The sequence below is a fragment of the Burkholderia stagnalis genome (assembly GCF_902830275.1).
Classification (GTDB): Bacteria; Pseudomonadota; Gammaproteobacteria; order Burkholderiales; family Burkholderiaceae; genus Burkholderia; species Burkholderia stagnalis.
The window spans coordinates 275,562-289,710 of the sequence record NZ_CADESW010000003.1; the positions used below are offsets into that span (position 1 = coordinate 275,562).

Annotated in this window: 12 protein-coding genes; all 12 read right to left on the reverse strand. The window is 70.6% G+C overall.

The annotated features are described in order from the left end of the window. Positions 1-18: 18 nt before the first annotated feature. The 12 genes from HWY45_RS08275 to HWY45_RS08330 all read right to left on the reverse strand — a co-directional run bounded on the left by HWY45_RS08275 (position 19) and on the right by HWY45_RS08330 (position 14,120). Positions 19-1,167: a porin gene (locus HWY45_RS08275; RefSeq protein ID WP_059879172.1), complete on the reverse strand. Its 1,149-nt coding sequence runs from the start codon at positions 1,165-1,167 to the stop codon at positions 19-21. Positions 1,168-1,231: 64 nt separating this feature from the next. Next, complete coding sequence (mhpT, locus tag HWY45_RS08280; RefSeq protein ID WP_059879170.1) at positions 1,232-2,437, reverse strand: 3-(3-hydroxy-phenyl)propionate transporter MhpT; 1,206 nt, start codon at positions 2,435-2,437, stop codon at positions 1,232-1,234. Positions 2,438-2,604: 167 nt separating this feature from the next. Further along, on the reverse strand, positions 2,605-4,503 hold the full coding sequence (locus HWY45_RS08285; RefSeq protein WP_059879167.1) for a feruloyl-CoA synthase: 1,899 nt from the start codon (positions 4,501-4,503) through the stop codon (positions 2,605-2,607). Positions 4,504-4,513: 10 nt separating this feature from the next. Beyond that, the gene (locus HWY45_RS08290; RefSeq protein WP_059879162.1) at positions 4,514-5,962 is read right to left on the reverse strand and encodes an aldehyde dehydrogenase; all 1,449 of its coding nucleotides are present in this window, start codon (positions 5,960-5,962) and stop codon (positions 4,514-4,516) included. A gap of 37 nt (positions 5,963-5,999) precedes the next feature. After that, on the reverse strand, positions 6,000-6,830 hold the full coding sequence (locus HWY45_RS08295; protein WP_059565034.1) for a p-hydroxycinnamoyl CoA hydratase/lyase: 831 nt from the start codon (positions 6,828-6,830) through the stop codon (positions 6,000-6,002). Positions 6,831-7,013: 183 nt separating this feature from the next. Continuing rightward, on the reverse strand, positions 7,014-7,514 hold the full coding sequence (locus tag HWY45_RS08300) for a MarR family winged helix-turn-helix transcriptional regulator (protein ID WP_059879159.1): 501 nt from the start codon (positions 7,512-7,514) through the stop codon (positions 7,014-7,016). A 57-nt stretch (positions 7,515-7,571) separates the two neighbouring features. Beyond that, a complete protein-coding gene (locus HWY45_RS08305; protein ID WP_059879155.1) occupies positions 7,572-8,465 on the reverse strand; it encodes an SMP-30/gluconolactonase/LRE family protein in 894 nt (297 codons plus the stop codon). Positions 8,466-8,510: 45 nt separating this feature from the next. Beyond that, a complete protein-coding gene (gene araH / locus HWY45_RS08310; RefSeq protein WP_059879152.1) occupies positions 8,511-9,530 on the reverse strand; it encodes an L-arabinose ABC transporter permease AraH in 1,020 nt (339 codons plus the stop codon). 34 nt (positions 9,531-9,564) lie between these two features. Further along, the gene (gene araG, locus HWY45_RS08315; protein ID WP_059879149.1) at positions 9,565-11,106 is read right to left on the reverse strand and encodes an L-arabinose ABC transporter ATP-binding protein AraG; all 1,542 of its coding nucleotides are present in this window, start codon (positions 11,104-11,106) and stop codon (positions 9,565-9,567) included. A 20-nt stretch (positions 11,107-11,126) separates the two neighbouring features. Beyond that, positions 11,127-12,140, reverse strand: a complete 1,014-nt coding sequence (locus HWY45_RS08320) for an arabinose ABC transporter substrate-binding protein (RefSeq protein ID WP_059879146.1) — start codon at positions 12,138-12,140, stop codon at positions 11,127-11,129. Between the two features lie 96 nt (positions 12,141-12,236). Further along, positions 12,237-13,166 carry a Gfo/Idh/MocA family protein gene (locus HWY45_RS08325; RefSeq protein ID WP_059879143.1) on the reverse strand — a complete coding sequence of 310 codons (930 nt, stop codon included), beginning with the start codon at positions 13,164-13,166 and terminating at the stop codon, positions 12,237-12,239. A gap of 24 nt (positions 13,167-13,190) precedes the next feature. After that, positions 13,191-14,120, reverse strand: a complete 930-nt coding sequence (locus HWY45_RS08330; protein ID WP_059810801.1) for a dihydrodipicolinate synthase family protein — start codon at positions 14,118-14,120, stop codon at positions 13,191-13,193. Positions 14,121-14,149: the final 29 nt, after the last annotated feature.

Here is a 14,149-nt window from a genome sequence, read left to right on the forward strand (position 1 = left end):
GTTCGCCGTGCCGGCAGTTCAGAACATGTGCTTGACGCCGACCATCGCGCCGAGCTGCCCCATGCCCGCGCCCGGCGTCGTGCCGGGGCCGCCGCCGCTCACTGCGTAGCGTGCGTGCGCGCTGTTCCACAGGTACGCGCTCTGCGCATAGACCGACGTGCGCTTGGTCAGCAGATAGGTCGCGCGCAGCGTCGCCATCGTCGCGCGCGTGTCGTGCGCGCGGTTGACGATCCGGTAGCCCTCGCCGTCGACGACGACATCCGGCCTGACCGCATACGACGCGCCGACGAAGAACAGGTCGGAATGCGCACCCGGCGAGGCCGGCGAGCCGGTCGACACGCGCCGCCCGATCCAGCCTGCGCCGAACCGCGCGCCCGCCGCCTGCGCGTACGCGCTGACGTGCACGCGTGCGTCCTTGCCCGCGCTGCTCGTGAATGCGGCCGGCGCGACGCCGTCGAAGAAGTTCGCGGCCGCGCCGGCGCCGCCGCGCTGCTCCTCGTAGGACGCCGCCGCGCCGAAATACGCGCTGTCGTACTTGAGCATCGCCGACCAGTTGCGGCATTCGGCGGCCTTGCCGGGCACCTGCCCCGCACACGTGCCCTGCCCCGGCGAGTTGCCGGTGCCCGCGCCGTCCCGGCCGAACGAATAAGCGGCGCCGAGCGTCACGCCGCGATAGGTGCCGATGTAGGTCACCGCGTTGTCCGCGCGGCCGTTCGGCACGTACGCATCGAGCGAGCCGAGCCCGTAGATGTCCGGGCCGATGATGTCCGCACCCTGCAGCGCGAGGTAGGTCATCGTGTACTGGCGGCCGAACGCGAGCGTGCCGAAGCCGCCCTTCAGCCCGACGAACGCCTGCCGTCCGAACAGCCGCCCGCCCTGCCCGAGATCGCCGCCGCGCACATTGAAGCCGCTTTCCAGCGTGAACACCGCCTGGTAGCCACCGCCGAGATCCTCGGCGCCGCGCAGCCCCCAGCGCGACGGCAGTTCGCCCGTCACGGCCGGCATGCGCACCACGTGATCGCCGGCGGCGTTCGCGTGCGACACGTATTCGATGCCCGTGTCGATGATGCCGTAGAGCGTCACGCTCGATTGCGCGTGCGCGCCCGGCGCGGCGAGGGCGCAGCATGCGCCGGCGGCCAGCAGGCCGCGCGTTGTCGTCGATTTCATGTTGAGGTGTCTCCAGACCTTGAGTAATCGCGCGCTCTGACGGCGCGCATGAAAAAATCGAACATCAGTCGCCCGCCCGCGGCCGCCGGATCAACAGCAGCGCGGCCGCGGCGGCCACCAGCGTGACGGGGATGCTCGCGCCGATCACGACCGACGCGCTGCGGCCCATCGCGAGCAGCTGCGCGGCGGCGAGCGGCCCCACGACGGAGCCGAGCCGGCCGACGGCCACCGCCGTGCCGACGCCGGTGCCGCGCATCGCGGTCGGGTAGTAGATCGCGGCGAGCGCGTACAGCACCGACTGGCCGCCGATCACGAACATGCCGGCCGCGAATGCGGCCGCCGCGAGCGACGCGAAGCCCGGCGCGGCCGCGAGCGCGGCGAGCGACAGCACGATCCCCGCGTACATGCCGCCGACCACGCGCTGCGCGCGCATCCGGTCCAGCGCCGCGCCGATGCCGAGCGCGCCGAGCCCGCCGCCGACGTTGAAGCAGATCTGCACGAGGCCGACATGCGCGCGGTCGAGCCCGCGCGCCGCCATCAGCGACGGCAGCCAGTTCAGCAGGAAATACAGGACGATCAGCGTGCAGAAGTAGCTGATCCACAGTGCGAGCGTGGAGAGCGTGCGGCCGCCGCCGAACAGCGTGTGCGCGACGCTCGCGCGGGCCGCGCCGGTGCCGGCGACGTCGAGGTACGCGCGCGATTCGGGCAGCATGCCGATCAGCAGCGGCACGAGCAGCAGCGGCCCCGCGCCGCCGACGTAGAAGATGTGGCGCCACTCGGTGTCGCCCGCGAGCAGCACGCCGATCAGCGACGCGACCACGCCGCCGAACGGAATCCCGCAATACATCGCGGCCACCGCGCTGCTGCGCGCACGCGGCTCGACCGCCTCGGACGACAACGCGATCAGGTTCGGCATCGCGCCGCCGAGCCCGATGCCGGTCAGCACGCGCACGGCCACCAGCATCGCGAAGCTCGACACCTGCGCGGTGGCGATCGACAGCAGCCCGAACAGCACGACCGATGCGATCAGCACGCGCTTGCGGCCGAACCGGTCGGCAAGGCGCCCGCCGAGCATCGCGCCGGGCAGCAGGCCGAACGTGCCCGCGCTGAACGCGAGCCCCATTTGCGACACCGTGAGCCCGAACTCGCGCGCCATGCGCGGCGCGGCGACGCCGACCGATTGCAGGTCGAGCCCTTCGAGCAGGGCGATCGCGAAGCACAGCGCGAGCGTGGTCGCGACGGCCGGCTTCTCGGCAACATAGGTGTTCATCTCGTCTCCTCTTCCGTCGACCGGCGTTTGCGCCGATCCCGCGCGAGCGCCGCCGGCCAGTGGCGAACGAACGCGCTGTCTCCTGGTTGAACGGCAGCTTTTATCAGGCTGCCTGATTCTCTGGCCGTAAAAAAGGCCGGCCGGTATGTCTGCCGGCCGGCCGACGCTTATGCGTGGATCACGTCGGGATCGGGGCGTGCCGGATCATGGAGCGCGTCGATCGCCGCCGCGCGATGCTGCTGCACGGCCGCCTGGTTCAGCGAGCCCTTGTCGGTCACTTCGCCGAGGTCCAGCGACGGCGGCGTCTCCATCACGCGAATGTGCGCAACGAACGTCGAGCTGCCCGTCGCGCCGCGATTGAGCCGTGCGAGCCAGTCGGCGAACGCCGCCCGCACCGCCGGCGCACGCAGCACGTCCGCCGCCGGCGCGTCGCGATCGAGCCCGGCCAGCACGCGGCAGGCGTCGAGACGCGGAAACACCAGCATGCCGATGTCGTCGCGGTTGAGCCCGGTCACGACCACATCCTGCACGTACGGCGCGCCGCTCGACACCGCCTGCGCGCGCAGCGGCCCGACGCTGACGAACGTGCCGGTGCTCAGCTTGAAATCCTCGGTCAGCCGCCCGTCGAACTGCAGGCCGAATTCCGGCCGCGCCGGGTCAGCGAATACCGCCGCGTCGCCGCTGCGGTAATAGCCTTCGTCGTCGAACACGTCGCGCGGGTCGACGTCCGCGTGCCAGTAGCCGCGCATCACGTTCGGCCCCTTGAAGCGCAGCTCGAGCTTGCCGCCGCACGGCGCGAGCTTCACGTCGCAGCCGGGCGCGGGCAGGCCGATGTAGCCCGAGCGCATCAGCGGGCCGGTCGTGAACAGGCATGACGGCGACGTTTCCGTCATCCCGAGGCCCGCCATGATCCGGATGCGCTCGCCGCAATGCGCTTCGGTCACGCGGTCGAGCCGGTCCCACGCGGCTTGCGAGAGCCCCGCGCCGCCGAAGAAATACAGCTTCACGCGCGAGAAGAACGTGTCGCGCAGCGCGGCGTCGCGTTCGAGCGCGGCGGTCAGTTCTTCCCAGCCCTTCGGCACGTTGAAGTAGATCGTCGGCGCGATCTCGCGCAGGTTGCGCACGGTCTCGTCGAAACGGCCCGGCACCGGGCGGCCGTCGTCGAGATACAGCGTGCCGCCGTTGTACAGCGCGATGCCGAGGTTGTGGCTGCCGCCGAACGTGTGATTCCACGGCAGCCAGTCGACCAGCACCGGCGGCTCGCGCGTCAGCTCCGGCATCGTCTGGCGCAGCATCTGCTGGTTGCTGCACAGCATCCGGTGCGTGGTCGGCACGGCCTTCGGCCGCTTCGTCGAACCGGACGTGAACAGGATCTTCGCGATATGGTCCGGGCCGATCGTCTCGTGGATCAGGTCGATCGTGCGCGGCGCGGTGCCGAGCAGGCGTTCGAACGGCACGGCGTCGCGCGTGTGCGCCGCACCAGCCGCACCGCCCTGCGCGACGATCAGCGTCGCATCGGCCGGCAGCGCCGCATCGAGCGCGCGCGCGAACGCGCCGGCATCGGCGACGAACACCGCGCCCGGCCGCAGCACGCCGAGCGTGTGGCGCAGCTTGCCGTAGTCGGTCGACACGAGCGAATACGCGGGTGAAATCGGCGCGTACGGCACGCCGGCGAGCATCGCCGCGAACATCAGCTGCAGGTGTTCGAGATCGTTGCCGGACAACACCGCGAGCGGCCGCTCGGCCGACAGCCCGAGATCGGCGAGGCCCTGCCCGAGCGCACGGGCGCGCTCGAGCATCTGCGCGTAGGTGATCTCGATCCAGCGGCCGTCTTCGCCGCGGCGCGCGGCGAGCACGCGGTCCGGATGCGCCTGTGCGCCGCGCACGAGGCAGTCGGTCAGGCGGTCGGGATACGCGCCGAGCGCTTCCCGCGCGTGCAGCCGCCAGGTGCCGTCGGCGTCGCGGCGGATCTCGGCGTCGCCCTGCGCGACCGCCACCGCGCGATAGCGCGCGCCACCGGCGTGACGATCCGTGTCCGTGACGGGCGAGGTCATCGATGCGTTCATCGTGTTCCTCTCAGATCGGGTAGTGACGCGGCGCGGTCTGCACGGTGACCCAGCGCAGCTCGGTGAATTCGCCGATCGACGCGCGGCTGCCGAAGCGGCCGTAGCCGCTCGCCTTCACGCCGCCGAACGGCATCTGCGCCTCGTCGTGCACGGTCGGGCCGTTGATGTGGCAGATCCCCGATTCGATCCGCCGCGCCGCCGCCATCGCGCGCGCAATGTCGCGGCTGAACACGCTCGCCGCGAGGCCGAACTCGCTGTCGTTCGCGAGCGCGACGGCATCGTCGTCGCTGTCCGCGCTCAGGATCGCGACGACCGGCGCGAACGATTCCTCGCGGTACAGCCGCATGTCGGGCGTCACGCCGTCGACGATCGCGGGCTGCATCACCGCGCCGTCGACCCGGCAGCCGAGCGGCAGGCGCGCGCCGTGCAGCCGCGCGTCCTCGACGAGCGACGCGGCGCGTGCGGCCGCGGCCGCGTCGACCATCGTGCCGAGCGCATGGCCCGCGCGCGGATCGCCGGCGACGAGCGTGCGCGCCTTCGCGGCAAGCCGTTCGACGAGCGCATCGGCGATCGATCGCGCGGCGATCACGCGCTCGGTCGACATGCAGATCTGCCCCTGGTTGAAGAACGCACCGAATGCGATCGCGTCGACCGCGGCGTCGAGATCCGCATCGTCGAGCACGAGCACCGGCGCCTTGCCGCCGAGTTCGAGCAGCACCGGTTTCAGGTGCGCGGCAGCATGGCGCGCGATGATGCGCCCGACGTGCGTCGAACCGGTGAAATTGATCCGCTTCACGTGCGGGTGCGCGATCAGCCGTTCGACGAGCGCGGGTGCGTCGGCCGCCGCGTGCGTGACGACGTTGACGACGCCCGCGCCGAGCCCCGCGTCGTGCAGCACCGCGCCGATCAGCGCATGCACGCCCGGGCATGCTTCGGACGCCTTCAGCACGACCGTGTTGCCGCACGCGAGCGGCATCGCAAGCGCACGCGTGCCGAGGATCACCGGCGCGTTCCACGGCGCGATGCCGAGCACGACGCCGCACGGCACGCGCATCGCGAGCGCGAGATTGCCGGGCACGTCGGACGGGATGATGTCGCCGTCGATCTGCGTGGTCATCGCGGCCGCCTCGCGCAGCATGTTCGCCGCGAGGGTCACGTTGAAGCCGATCCAGCCCGGCGTCGCGCCGGTTTCCGCGACGCCCGCCGCGACGAATGCGTCGATGCGCGCGTCCATCAGGTCGGCCGCCTTCAGCAGCCGGCGGCGGCGTTCGGTCGGCGCAAGCGCGGCCCACGCGGGGAACGCGCGGTGCGCGGCGTCGACCGCCGCGTCGACGTCGGCGTTGCCCGCGGCCGGCGCGCGCGACGCGAGCGCGCCCGTCGCCGGGTTGAGCCGGTCGAAGGTCCGGCCGTCGTGCGCCGCGCACCACTCGCCGCCGATCAGCATTTGTCTGTCGGTCATCGTTGTCTCCAGTCCCATGCCTCCATGGCAGTATCGGTCAGCGCTTGTAGGCCTGCAGGCCGGGCTTGATCGACTTGTCGTCGAGGAACTGCTTCAGCCCCTGTTCGCGGCCCCGCTCCGAATCACGCAATTGCGCCTGGTCGAGCTTCGCGTACAGGTAATCCTCGCACTGTTCCCACGTCAGTTCGCGCGAGCGCTTGAAGCCGTGCTTCGCGGCGCGCAGCACGACCGGGTTCTTGTCGATCAGGCGCGCGGCGAGCGCGATCGTCGCGTCGCGCAGCTCGGCGAGCGGCACGCTGCGGTTGACCAGGCCCATCTCCGCCGCGTCGACGCCGGTGAACGTGTCGCCCGTCATGATGTAGTGCAGCGCGCGGCGATGCCCGACGGTATCCGCCATCGCCTTGCTGACGAGGTTGCCGGGCGGGATGCCCCAGTTGATCTCCGACAGGCCGAACACCGCCTCGTCGGCCGCGATCGCCAGATCGCACGCGACGAGCGGCGAGAAGCCGCCGCCGAAGCACCAGCCGTTCACCATCGCGATGGTCGGCTTGCCGTACATCCGCAGGCGCCGCCACTGCCATTCCGACGCGTCGCGCCGCACTTTCTCCTGCAGCGCGTCCGGGCCACCGTCGATTTCCCGGAAGTATTCCTTCAGATCCATGCCGGCCGTCCACGCGGCGCCCGCGCCGGTCAGCACGAGCACCTTCGCGTCGTCGTCGAACTCGATCGCGTCGAGCACCTGCAGCATCTCCCGGTTGAGCGTCGGGCTCATCGCGTTGCGCTTTTCCGGACGGTTCAGCGTCACCCACGCGATGCCTGCCTCAACGTTGACCTCGACGGTCTGCCAGCGATTGTCGTACTTGCTCATATGTGTTCCTGTCGTTCGTTCCAGTGCCGATTCGGTGCGCAGCGCCCTTGCTGCGAACGGCTTCATTTAATATCAGGCTACCTGATATTGCAAGCGACAAAAACGCCGGTGTAAACCCGTATCGGCCGGCCTGCTACGGGCCTCCGTTTCGGGGGGACGACCGGCGGTTTGCTGGGGGTGGCGTCAGCCGCGCAGGTTGCGGGCGAACAGTTCGAGCGCGCGCTGCACGTGCGCGGCGTCGTCGGCGGGGAGTTCGCCGAGCATGCGGCTTTCGAGCGGGCGCAGCACGGTCTCGCACTCGCGCAGCATCGCCGCGCCTTCGCCGGTGAGCGTCAGCAGGATCACGCGGCCGTGCGACGGATCGGCTTCGCGCGTGACGAAGCCGCGGCTCGCCATCACGCTCATCACTTCGTTCGCCGATTGCGGCGTGATGAACGAACGCTCGGCGAGCTGCGCGTTCGACGACGCGCCGCGCGCCTCCAGCACCGACAGCGCCGTGTATTGCGCGAGCGTGATGCCGAGCGGCGCGAGCGCGTCGGTCATGTGTCGGCGCAGCAGCCGGTCGAGGCTGCCGATCACATAGGTCAGGCGCTGCGGCGAGCGGGCTTTGGGCTTGTCGCTCGCGGCGCGGGTGGCGTTCTTCGCGTTCTTCGAAATCGCGGGCTTGGTCGGTGCGGTGCTCATAAAGCGGGCAGGAGGGAATTGCGGGCCATCTTACCAGCACGCATGCAGCACGCGCATTCAGCCGCGCACCGCCCGCCCGAATGCGAACCTCGCCGTCGGCAAACCCGCGTACCGCGTCCGCGCGACGAACACGCCGCCTGCGTGCGCATCGTCGCTCAACCCGACACGCGCGCTCGTCACGTACAGCCGCCCTTCGCCATCGAGCGCCGCACAGCTCGGCTGCGCCGTCGGCACGGCGACGCGCTCCGTCTCGACGCCATCCGGCCCGTACCGCACCACCCGCCCACCGCCCCACTGCGCGTTCCACAGCCCGCCGTCACGATCGACCGCCGAGCCGTCCGGGTCCCCGTCCGCATCGGTCAGACGCGCGAACGACCGCACGTTCGCGACCTCACCGCCCGCGCGGTAATCGCACACGAAAATCTCGCGCACCAGCGAATCGCAGAAGTACATCTTCGAACCGTCCGGCGAGAACGCGATGCTGTTCGCGATCGCCGCGCGCGGCAACGCGAGCCGTTCGAGCGTGAGGTCCGCATTGAGCCGGTAAAACCCGCCCACCGCGCGCGGCGGGTCGCCGCCTTCGTCCTTCATCCCGAACACGAACGCGCCATGCGGATCGCAGCGCCCGTCGTTCAACCGGGTCGGCAGCTCGGGCTCGACATCGGCGATCCGCGTGAACGCACCGCTGCGCAGGTCGAAGAACGCGAGATGCGTCGCGAGCCCGACGAGCAGCACGCCGGGGTCGTGCGTCAGCGCGAAGCACGCCAGCCGTTCCGGCATCGGCCAGTGCGTGAGGTCCGAGCCGTCCGCGCGGCATCGCCAAAGCCGCGCGCCTTCGATGTCCGTCCAGTACAGCGCGTGCGTCGCATCGCACCAGGTCGCGCCTTCGCCGAGCGTGTTGCGGCTGTCGGCCAGCAGCGTCGCCGACGCGGCCGGATGAGTCTGTTGCATGCCGTCTCCCGATATCCGTCGTATTCGCGGGCGGCCGCGCTTTCGTCAGATCTTCATCGCGCGCCGCTGATTGCGACGATACTGGTCGAACAGCACCGCGAGCAACAGAATCCCGCCGCGTATCAGATATTGGTAAAACGTCGGCACGTTCAGCAGGCTCATCGCATCCTGCACCGCGCCCATGATCAGCACGCCGACGAGCACGCCGGAGATCGTCGCGACGCCGCCCGTCAGCGACACGCCGCCGAGCACGCACGCGGAGATCACGCCGAGCTCGAGGCCGACCGACGTCTTCGGGTCGCCGAGGCTCATCCGCGACGCGAGCATCACGCCGGCGAAACCGGTCACGAGCCCCTGCAGCACGAACACCGTGATCTTGATGCGCATCACCGGCAGCCCCGCGAGCAGCGCCGCCTCGCCGTTGCCGCCGACGGCCAGCACGTTCTTGCCGAACACCGTCTTGCGCAGCAGGAAGCCGAACACGACGAAGCCGACGAGGTTGCTCCAGATCGGATACGAGATGCCGAGAAACGCGCCCGAGCCGAGTTCGAAGAAGCGCTCCTCGGAGATCATCACCGCGTCGCCGTTCGACGTGATGAACGCGAGCCCGCGCACGACCTCCATCATCGCGAGCGTGACGATCAGCGAATTGATCCGCCAGCGCGCGATCAGCACACCGTTGACGAGCCCGACCGCGCCGCCCGCGAGCACGCCGGCCAGCGTGCCGAGCAGCACGCTGTGCGTCGCGGTGATCAGCGTCGACGCGACGACGCCCGAGAACGCGACGATCGACGCGACCGACAGGTCCACCTCACCGAGCGCGAGCACGAACATCATCGTCACCGCGATCGAGCCGATCAGCGTGACGGACAGCAGCAGGCCCTGAATGTTGCGGGGCGTGAGGAAATCCGGCACGGTCAGCGACAGCGTCGCGAACAGCACGACGAACACCATCACGATGCCGGAGCGGTTGATCAGTTGCCACGCGCCGCTGCGCGCGCGGGCCGCCGGCGCGACGGCGTCCGGGGACGAGGAAGTGCGTTGAGATTGCATGGTATCGCTCATGTCGTGTGCGTCATTCCTGTGTCAACAGCAAGCCCTAGCGCGGCAGCGCGAGCCTGATCAGCGCATCGGGGCTCGCCTGCGCCTTCGTCATGCAGCCCGCGATCCGTCCTTCCTTCATCACGATGATCCGGTCCGCCACGCCGATCACCTCGGCGAGATCGCTCGACACGAGGATCACCGTGCGGCCCGCTTCCGCGAGTTCGTAGAACAGGTTGTAGATTTCCGCGCGCGCCCCCACGTCGATGCCGCGCGTCGGCTCGTCCATCAGGAACACGTCGATGCGTTCGGCGAGCCAGCGCGCGAGCACCACCTTCTGCTGGTTGCCGCCCGACAGCGCGCCGATCGGCGTGTCGCCGTCGCGGGTCTTGATCGCGAGCCGCTCGATGTAGCGCTGCGCGAGTTCGCGCTCGCGCCGCGGCGCGAGCAGCATCCGCGCGGGGCTGAAATGCCGGCGCGCGCTGATGTTCAGGTTGTCGGCCACCGACGCGATCGCGACGATGCCTTCCTGCTTGCGGTCTTCCGGGCACAGCGCGATGCCCGCGCGCACCGCGTCGCGCGGGCTCGCGAACGCGACGCGCCGCCCGTTCAGCTCGACGTGGCCCGCGCTCGGCCGCGCCGCGCCGTACAGCAGCTTCATCAACTCCGAGCGCCCCGCGCCGACCAGCCCGAAGAAGCCGACGATCTCGCCGCGGCACACGCTGAACGACACGGGCTCGGACAGCCCGGGCCCGGCCAGCCCTTTCGCCTCGATCAGCACGTCGCCGGCCGCGCGCGGCCGGTAGCCGTACACGTCCGCGATCGGGCGGCCGACCATGCAGCCGATCAGCCGGTTGCGGTCGAGATCGGCGACCGTTTCGAAGGTCTCGATGCGGCGGCCGTCGCGAAACACAGTCACGCGGTCGCACAATTCGTAGACCTCCTCCATCCGGTGCGTGACGTAGATGATCGCGCGGCCATCCGCGCGCAGCGCGTGGATGATGCGGAACAGCTGCGCGGTCTCGCGCGCGGACAGCGAACTGGTCGGCTCGTCGAACGCGATCACGCGCGCGTCGCGCATCAGCGCCTTGCCGATCTCGATCATCTGCCGCTGCCCGATCGACAGGTGCTTGACCGGCGTGTCCGGGTCGAGCCGCTCGCCGAGCCGTTCGAGTTCGCGCATCGCGCGCGCCGCCAGCGTGCGCGCGTCGACCACGCCGAGCCGGTTCGGCAGCTGCCCGAGCATCAGGTTTTCCGCGACCGTCAGCTCGGGCACCAGGTGCAGCTCCTGATAGATGATCGCGATGCCCGCCTCCAGCGCCGCGCGCGTCGACGCGAAGCGCTGCGCGACGCCGTTCAGCGCCAGCGTGCCGGCCTGCGGCTGGTTCACGCCGGACAGCACCTTCAGCAGCGTCGACTTGCCCGCGCCGTTCTCGCCCATCAGCCCGTGCACTTCGCCCGCGCGCACCGCCAGCGACACCGCGTCGAGCGCGCGCACGCCCGGGAAGCTCACGGTGATGCCGTCGAGCGCGAGCAGCGCGTCGGCCGCGCGCCCCGGCGCCGCGGCGGCGTCCGTCTGCATGATCGTGTCGGTCGTCATCGCACCCTCGCCGGCCGTCGTCAGATGCCCAGCTCGGCGCGCACGGCCTGCCAGTTGCCGCGCGTCATCAGCTTGCCGCTCGTCTGCGTGTCGGCGGGCGGCACCTTGCCGTTGCGGATCCAGTCGACGAGGTTCTGCGCGCTGTCCTTGCCGTGGTTCGTCGAGCTGACCGCGATCGTGCCGTAGAAGCCGGTCGGCTCCTTCTTCTGGAATTCGGCGAACGCCTCGCCCGCGCCGTTGATGCCGACGCCGATCACGTCCGCGGACGGGATGTGCAGCTGCTCGGTCGCGCGCACCGCGCCGAGCACGGTCTCCTCGTTCAGCGCGAAGATCACCCACTTCTTCACGTTCGGATGCCGCGCGAGCACCGGCGCGGCGGCGCTGAAGCCGCCTTCGTCGTCGGTCGTCTTCTGCGGCGCGTCGAAGATGTTCTCCTTGCGGAAGCCGTTCGCGAGCAGCGCCTGCGTCGCGCCGTCGGTGCGCAGCTTCGCGGTCGGCAGCTCGTAGTTGGTCACGCGCAGCGCGCCGACTTCCTCCGGCTTCCAGCCGCGCTGCTTCATCTCGTCGGCGATCGCCTGGCCGACCTGGCCGCCGATCTTGGTCGCCGACATCCCGAGGTGCGGGACGTTCGCGAGCGGCTTGCCGGACGAATCGACGAGCTGGTCGTCGACGGTCACGAACTTCATGTTGTAGCGCTTCGCGCGCGCGGCGATCGCGGGCCCGAGCCGCACGTCGGGCGCGCAGATCACGAAGCCCTGCACGCCCTGCGCGCCGAGGTTGTCGATCGCGGCGAGCGTCTTCTCGCCGTCGGGCGTGCCGATCTTCACGACCGAGAAGCCCTGCTTCTGGCCCAGCGTGCCGGCCGCGCTCTGCTCGTTGATGAACCACGCCTGCTCGGGCATCTTGACGAGAAAGCCGATCTTCAGCGGCGCATCGGCGCGGACCGCGCCCGGCATGCCGAGCGGCGCGAGGCACAGCGCCGCGAGCGTGGCGCGCAGGGTCAGTCGACGGATCGTGCGGGTCGTGCGGGTCATGTCGTGTCTCCTTGTGTCAGGCCGTGGTCGACCGTGGTGTGTATATGTGTGCGAACGCGTGCCGTGCTGACGGCGATGCGGCGCGGTGCGGATGCGTCAGCGGCCGAATGCGTCCGTCTCGACGCGGCGGCCGAACAGGAACGCGTCGGCGACGAGGCGCAGCGGCCGCGCGTCGACGTCGCTTTCGCGGCCGGCGATCAGTTCGTGAAAGCGCGCGTACAGCGCCGGGTACTCGCGCTGCGGCGGCAATGCGACCGGCTCGCCCGCGATCGACAGCTGCGCGCCGCCGCCGCTGATCGCCAGCACGCCGTCGGCCGTATCGACCGCGATCTCCCATTGCTCGAGCGGCCCGTGACGCCAGTCGAATTCGGCGCGCACCGGCACGCCGCCGGTATCGACGCAATCGAGCTCGGCCGCGATCGGCGTCTGCACGTCGCGCGGCACGAACAGGCGCGCGGACGCGAGCACCAGTTCGCGCGGCAGGATCTGCGTGACGATCGACAGCGCGTTGATGCCCGGATCGAACACGCCGAGGCCGCCGGGCTCCCAGATCCATTGCTGGCCCGGATGCCAGCGCCGCACGTCCTCTTTCCAGCGCACCTGCACCGCGCGGATCGTGCGCGTCGCGAGCCACGCGCGCGCCGGCTCGACCGCGCTCGCATAGCGCGAATGCCAGGTCGCGAACAACGTGCAGCCGCGCGCATGCGCGAGCGCCTGCAACGCCGCCACTTCGCCGAGCGTCGCGCCCGGCGGCTTCTCGAGCATCACGTGCTTGCCCGCTTCGAGCGCGGCGCGCGCCTGCGCGTAGCGCACCTGCGGCGGCGCGCACAGCGAGACCGCATCGAGGCCGGGCTCGGCGGCGAGCAGCGCGTCGAGGTTCGGGTAGTTCCGCACGCCGTCGAGTTCCGCATGACGGCTCGCGCACGCGGCCAGCGCGAAGCCCGGCTCGGCGGCGATCGCGGGCAGATGCTGGTCGCGGGCGATCTTGCCGATGCCGACGATGCCCAGCGAATAGACGGAATCCATCGTGCGCTCCTTGTACGTGATCGGTCAGCGCGCCCAGCGCAGCACCAGCGGATCGAGCCGGCGCGCGAGCGCGACCAGCTCGGCGCGCGTGGCCGGATGCAGTTCGGGCAGCGGATGGCGCGGCCGCTCGCACGCGATCACGCCGCCTTCGCGCATCAGCGCCTTCGCGGCGAGCAGCCCCGCCTGGCGGTTCTCGTGATTGATCAGCGGCAGCCACTGCGCGTAGCGCGCATAAGCGTCGTCGATGCGCCCTTCGCGGTGCGCGACGAGGATCGGCCGCAGGCCGTCCGGATACGCGCCGCCCGTCATCGCGCCGGTCGCGCCCGCGTTCAGGTCGGCCAGCAGCGTGATCGCCTCCTCGCCGTCCCACGGCCCCTCGACCGCGTCGCCGCCGAGCCGGATCAGCTCGCGCAGCTTGCTCGCCGCGCCCGGCGTCTCGATCTTGAAGTACGCGACCTGCTCGATCTCGCGCGCCATCCGCGCGAGGAACGGCGCGGCGAGCACGGTGCCGCTCGCCGGCGCGTCCTGGATCATGATCGGGATGTCGAGCGCGTCCGACACGCGCGCGTAGAAGTCGAAGATCTGCGGCTCGGGCACGCGGAACGTCGCGCCGTGATACGGCGGCATCACCATCACCATCGACGCGCCGAGATCCTGCGCGCGGCGGCTGCGCGCCGCGCAGACGTCCGTGCCGTAGTGCGACGTCGTCACGATCACCGGCACGCGGCCGGCGACGTGCTCGAGGATCGTGCGCGTGAGCACGTCGCGCTCGTCGTCGGCGAGCGCGAACTGCTCGGAGAAGTTCGCGAGGATGCACAGCCCGTCCGAGCCCGCGTCGATCATGAAATCGACCGCGCGCTTCTGGCTCGCGAGATCGAGCGCGCCGGTGTCGGTGAACGTCGTCGGCACGACGGGGAAAATGCCGCGATAACGCGGCGAACGGCTGGATGTCATGGTTCGGATCCTGATCGGGTCGGCGCGCG

Coding starts and splice junctions, on each gene's coding strand:
- HWY45_RS08300 (WP_059879159.1), bottom strand. CDS start 7,514: ATGAGCACCGCACCGACCAAGCCCGCGATTTCGAAGAACGCGAAGAAC.
- araH (WP_059879152.1), bottom strand. CDS start 9,530: ATGAGCGATACCATGCAATCTCAACGCACTTCCTCGTCCCCGGACGCC.
- HWY45_RS08305 (WP_059879155.1), bottom strand. CDS start 8,465: ATGCAACAGACTCATCCGGCCGCGTCGGCGACGCTGCTGGCCGACAGC.
- mhpT (WP_059879170.1), bottom strand. CDS start 2,437: ATGAACACCTATGTTGCCGAGAAGCCGGCCGTCGCGACCACGCTCGCG.
- HWY45_RS08295 (WP_059565034.1), bottom strand. CDS start 6,830: ATGAGCAAGTACGACAATCGCTGGCAGACCGTCGAGGTCAACGTTGAG.
- HWY45_RS08325 (WP_059879143.1), bottom strand. CDS start 13,166: ATGGATTCCGTCTATTCGCTGGGCATCGTCGGCATCGGCAAGATCGCC.
- HWY45_RS08290 (WP_059879162.1), bottom strand. CDS start 5,962: ATGACCGACAGACAAATGCTGATCGGCGGCGAGTGGTGCGCGGCGCAC.
- araG (WP_059879149.1), bottom strand. CDS start 11,106: ATGACGACCGACACGATCATGCAGACGGACGCCGCCGCGGCGCCGGGG.
- HWY45_RS08285 (WP_059879167.1), bottom strand. CDS start 4,503: ATGAACGCATCGATGACCTCGCCCGTCACGGACACGGATCGTCACGCC.
- HWY45_RS08330 (WP_059810801.1), bottom strand. CDS start 14,120: ATGACATCCAGCCGTTCGCCGCGTTATCGCGGCATTTTCCCCGTCGTG.
- HWY45_RS08275 (WP_059879172.1), bottom strand. CDS start 1,167: ATGAAATCGACGACAACGCGCGGCCTGCTGGCCGCCGGCGCATGCTGC.
- HWY45_RS08320 (WP_059879146.1), bottom strand. CDS start 12,140: ATGACCCGCACGACCCGCACGATCCGTCGACTGACCCTGCGCGCCACG.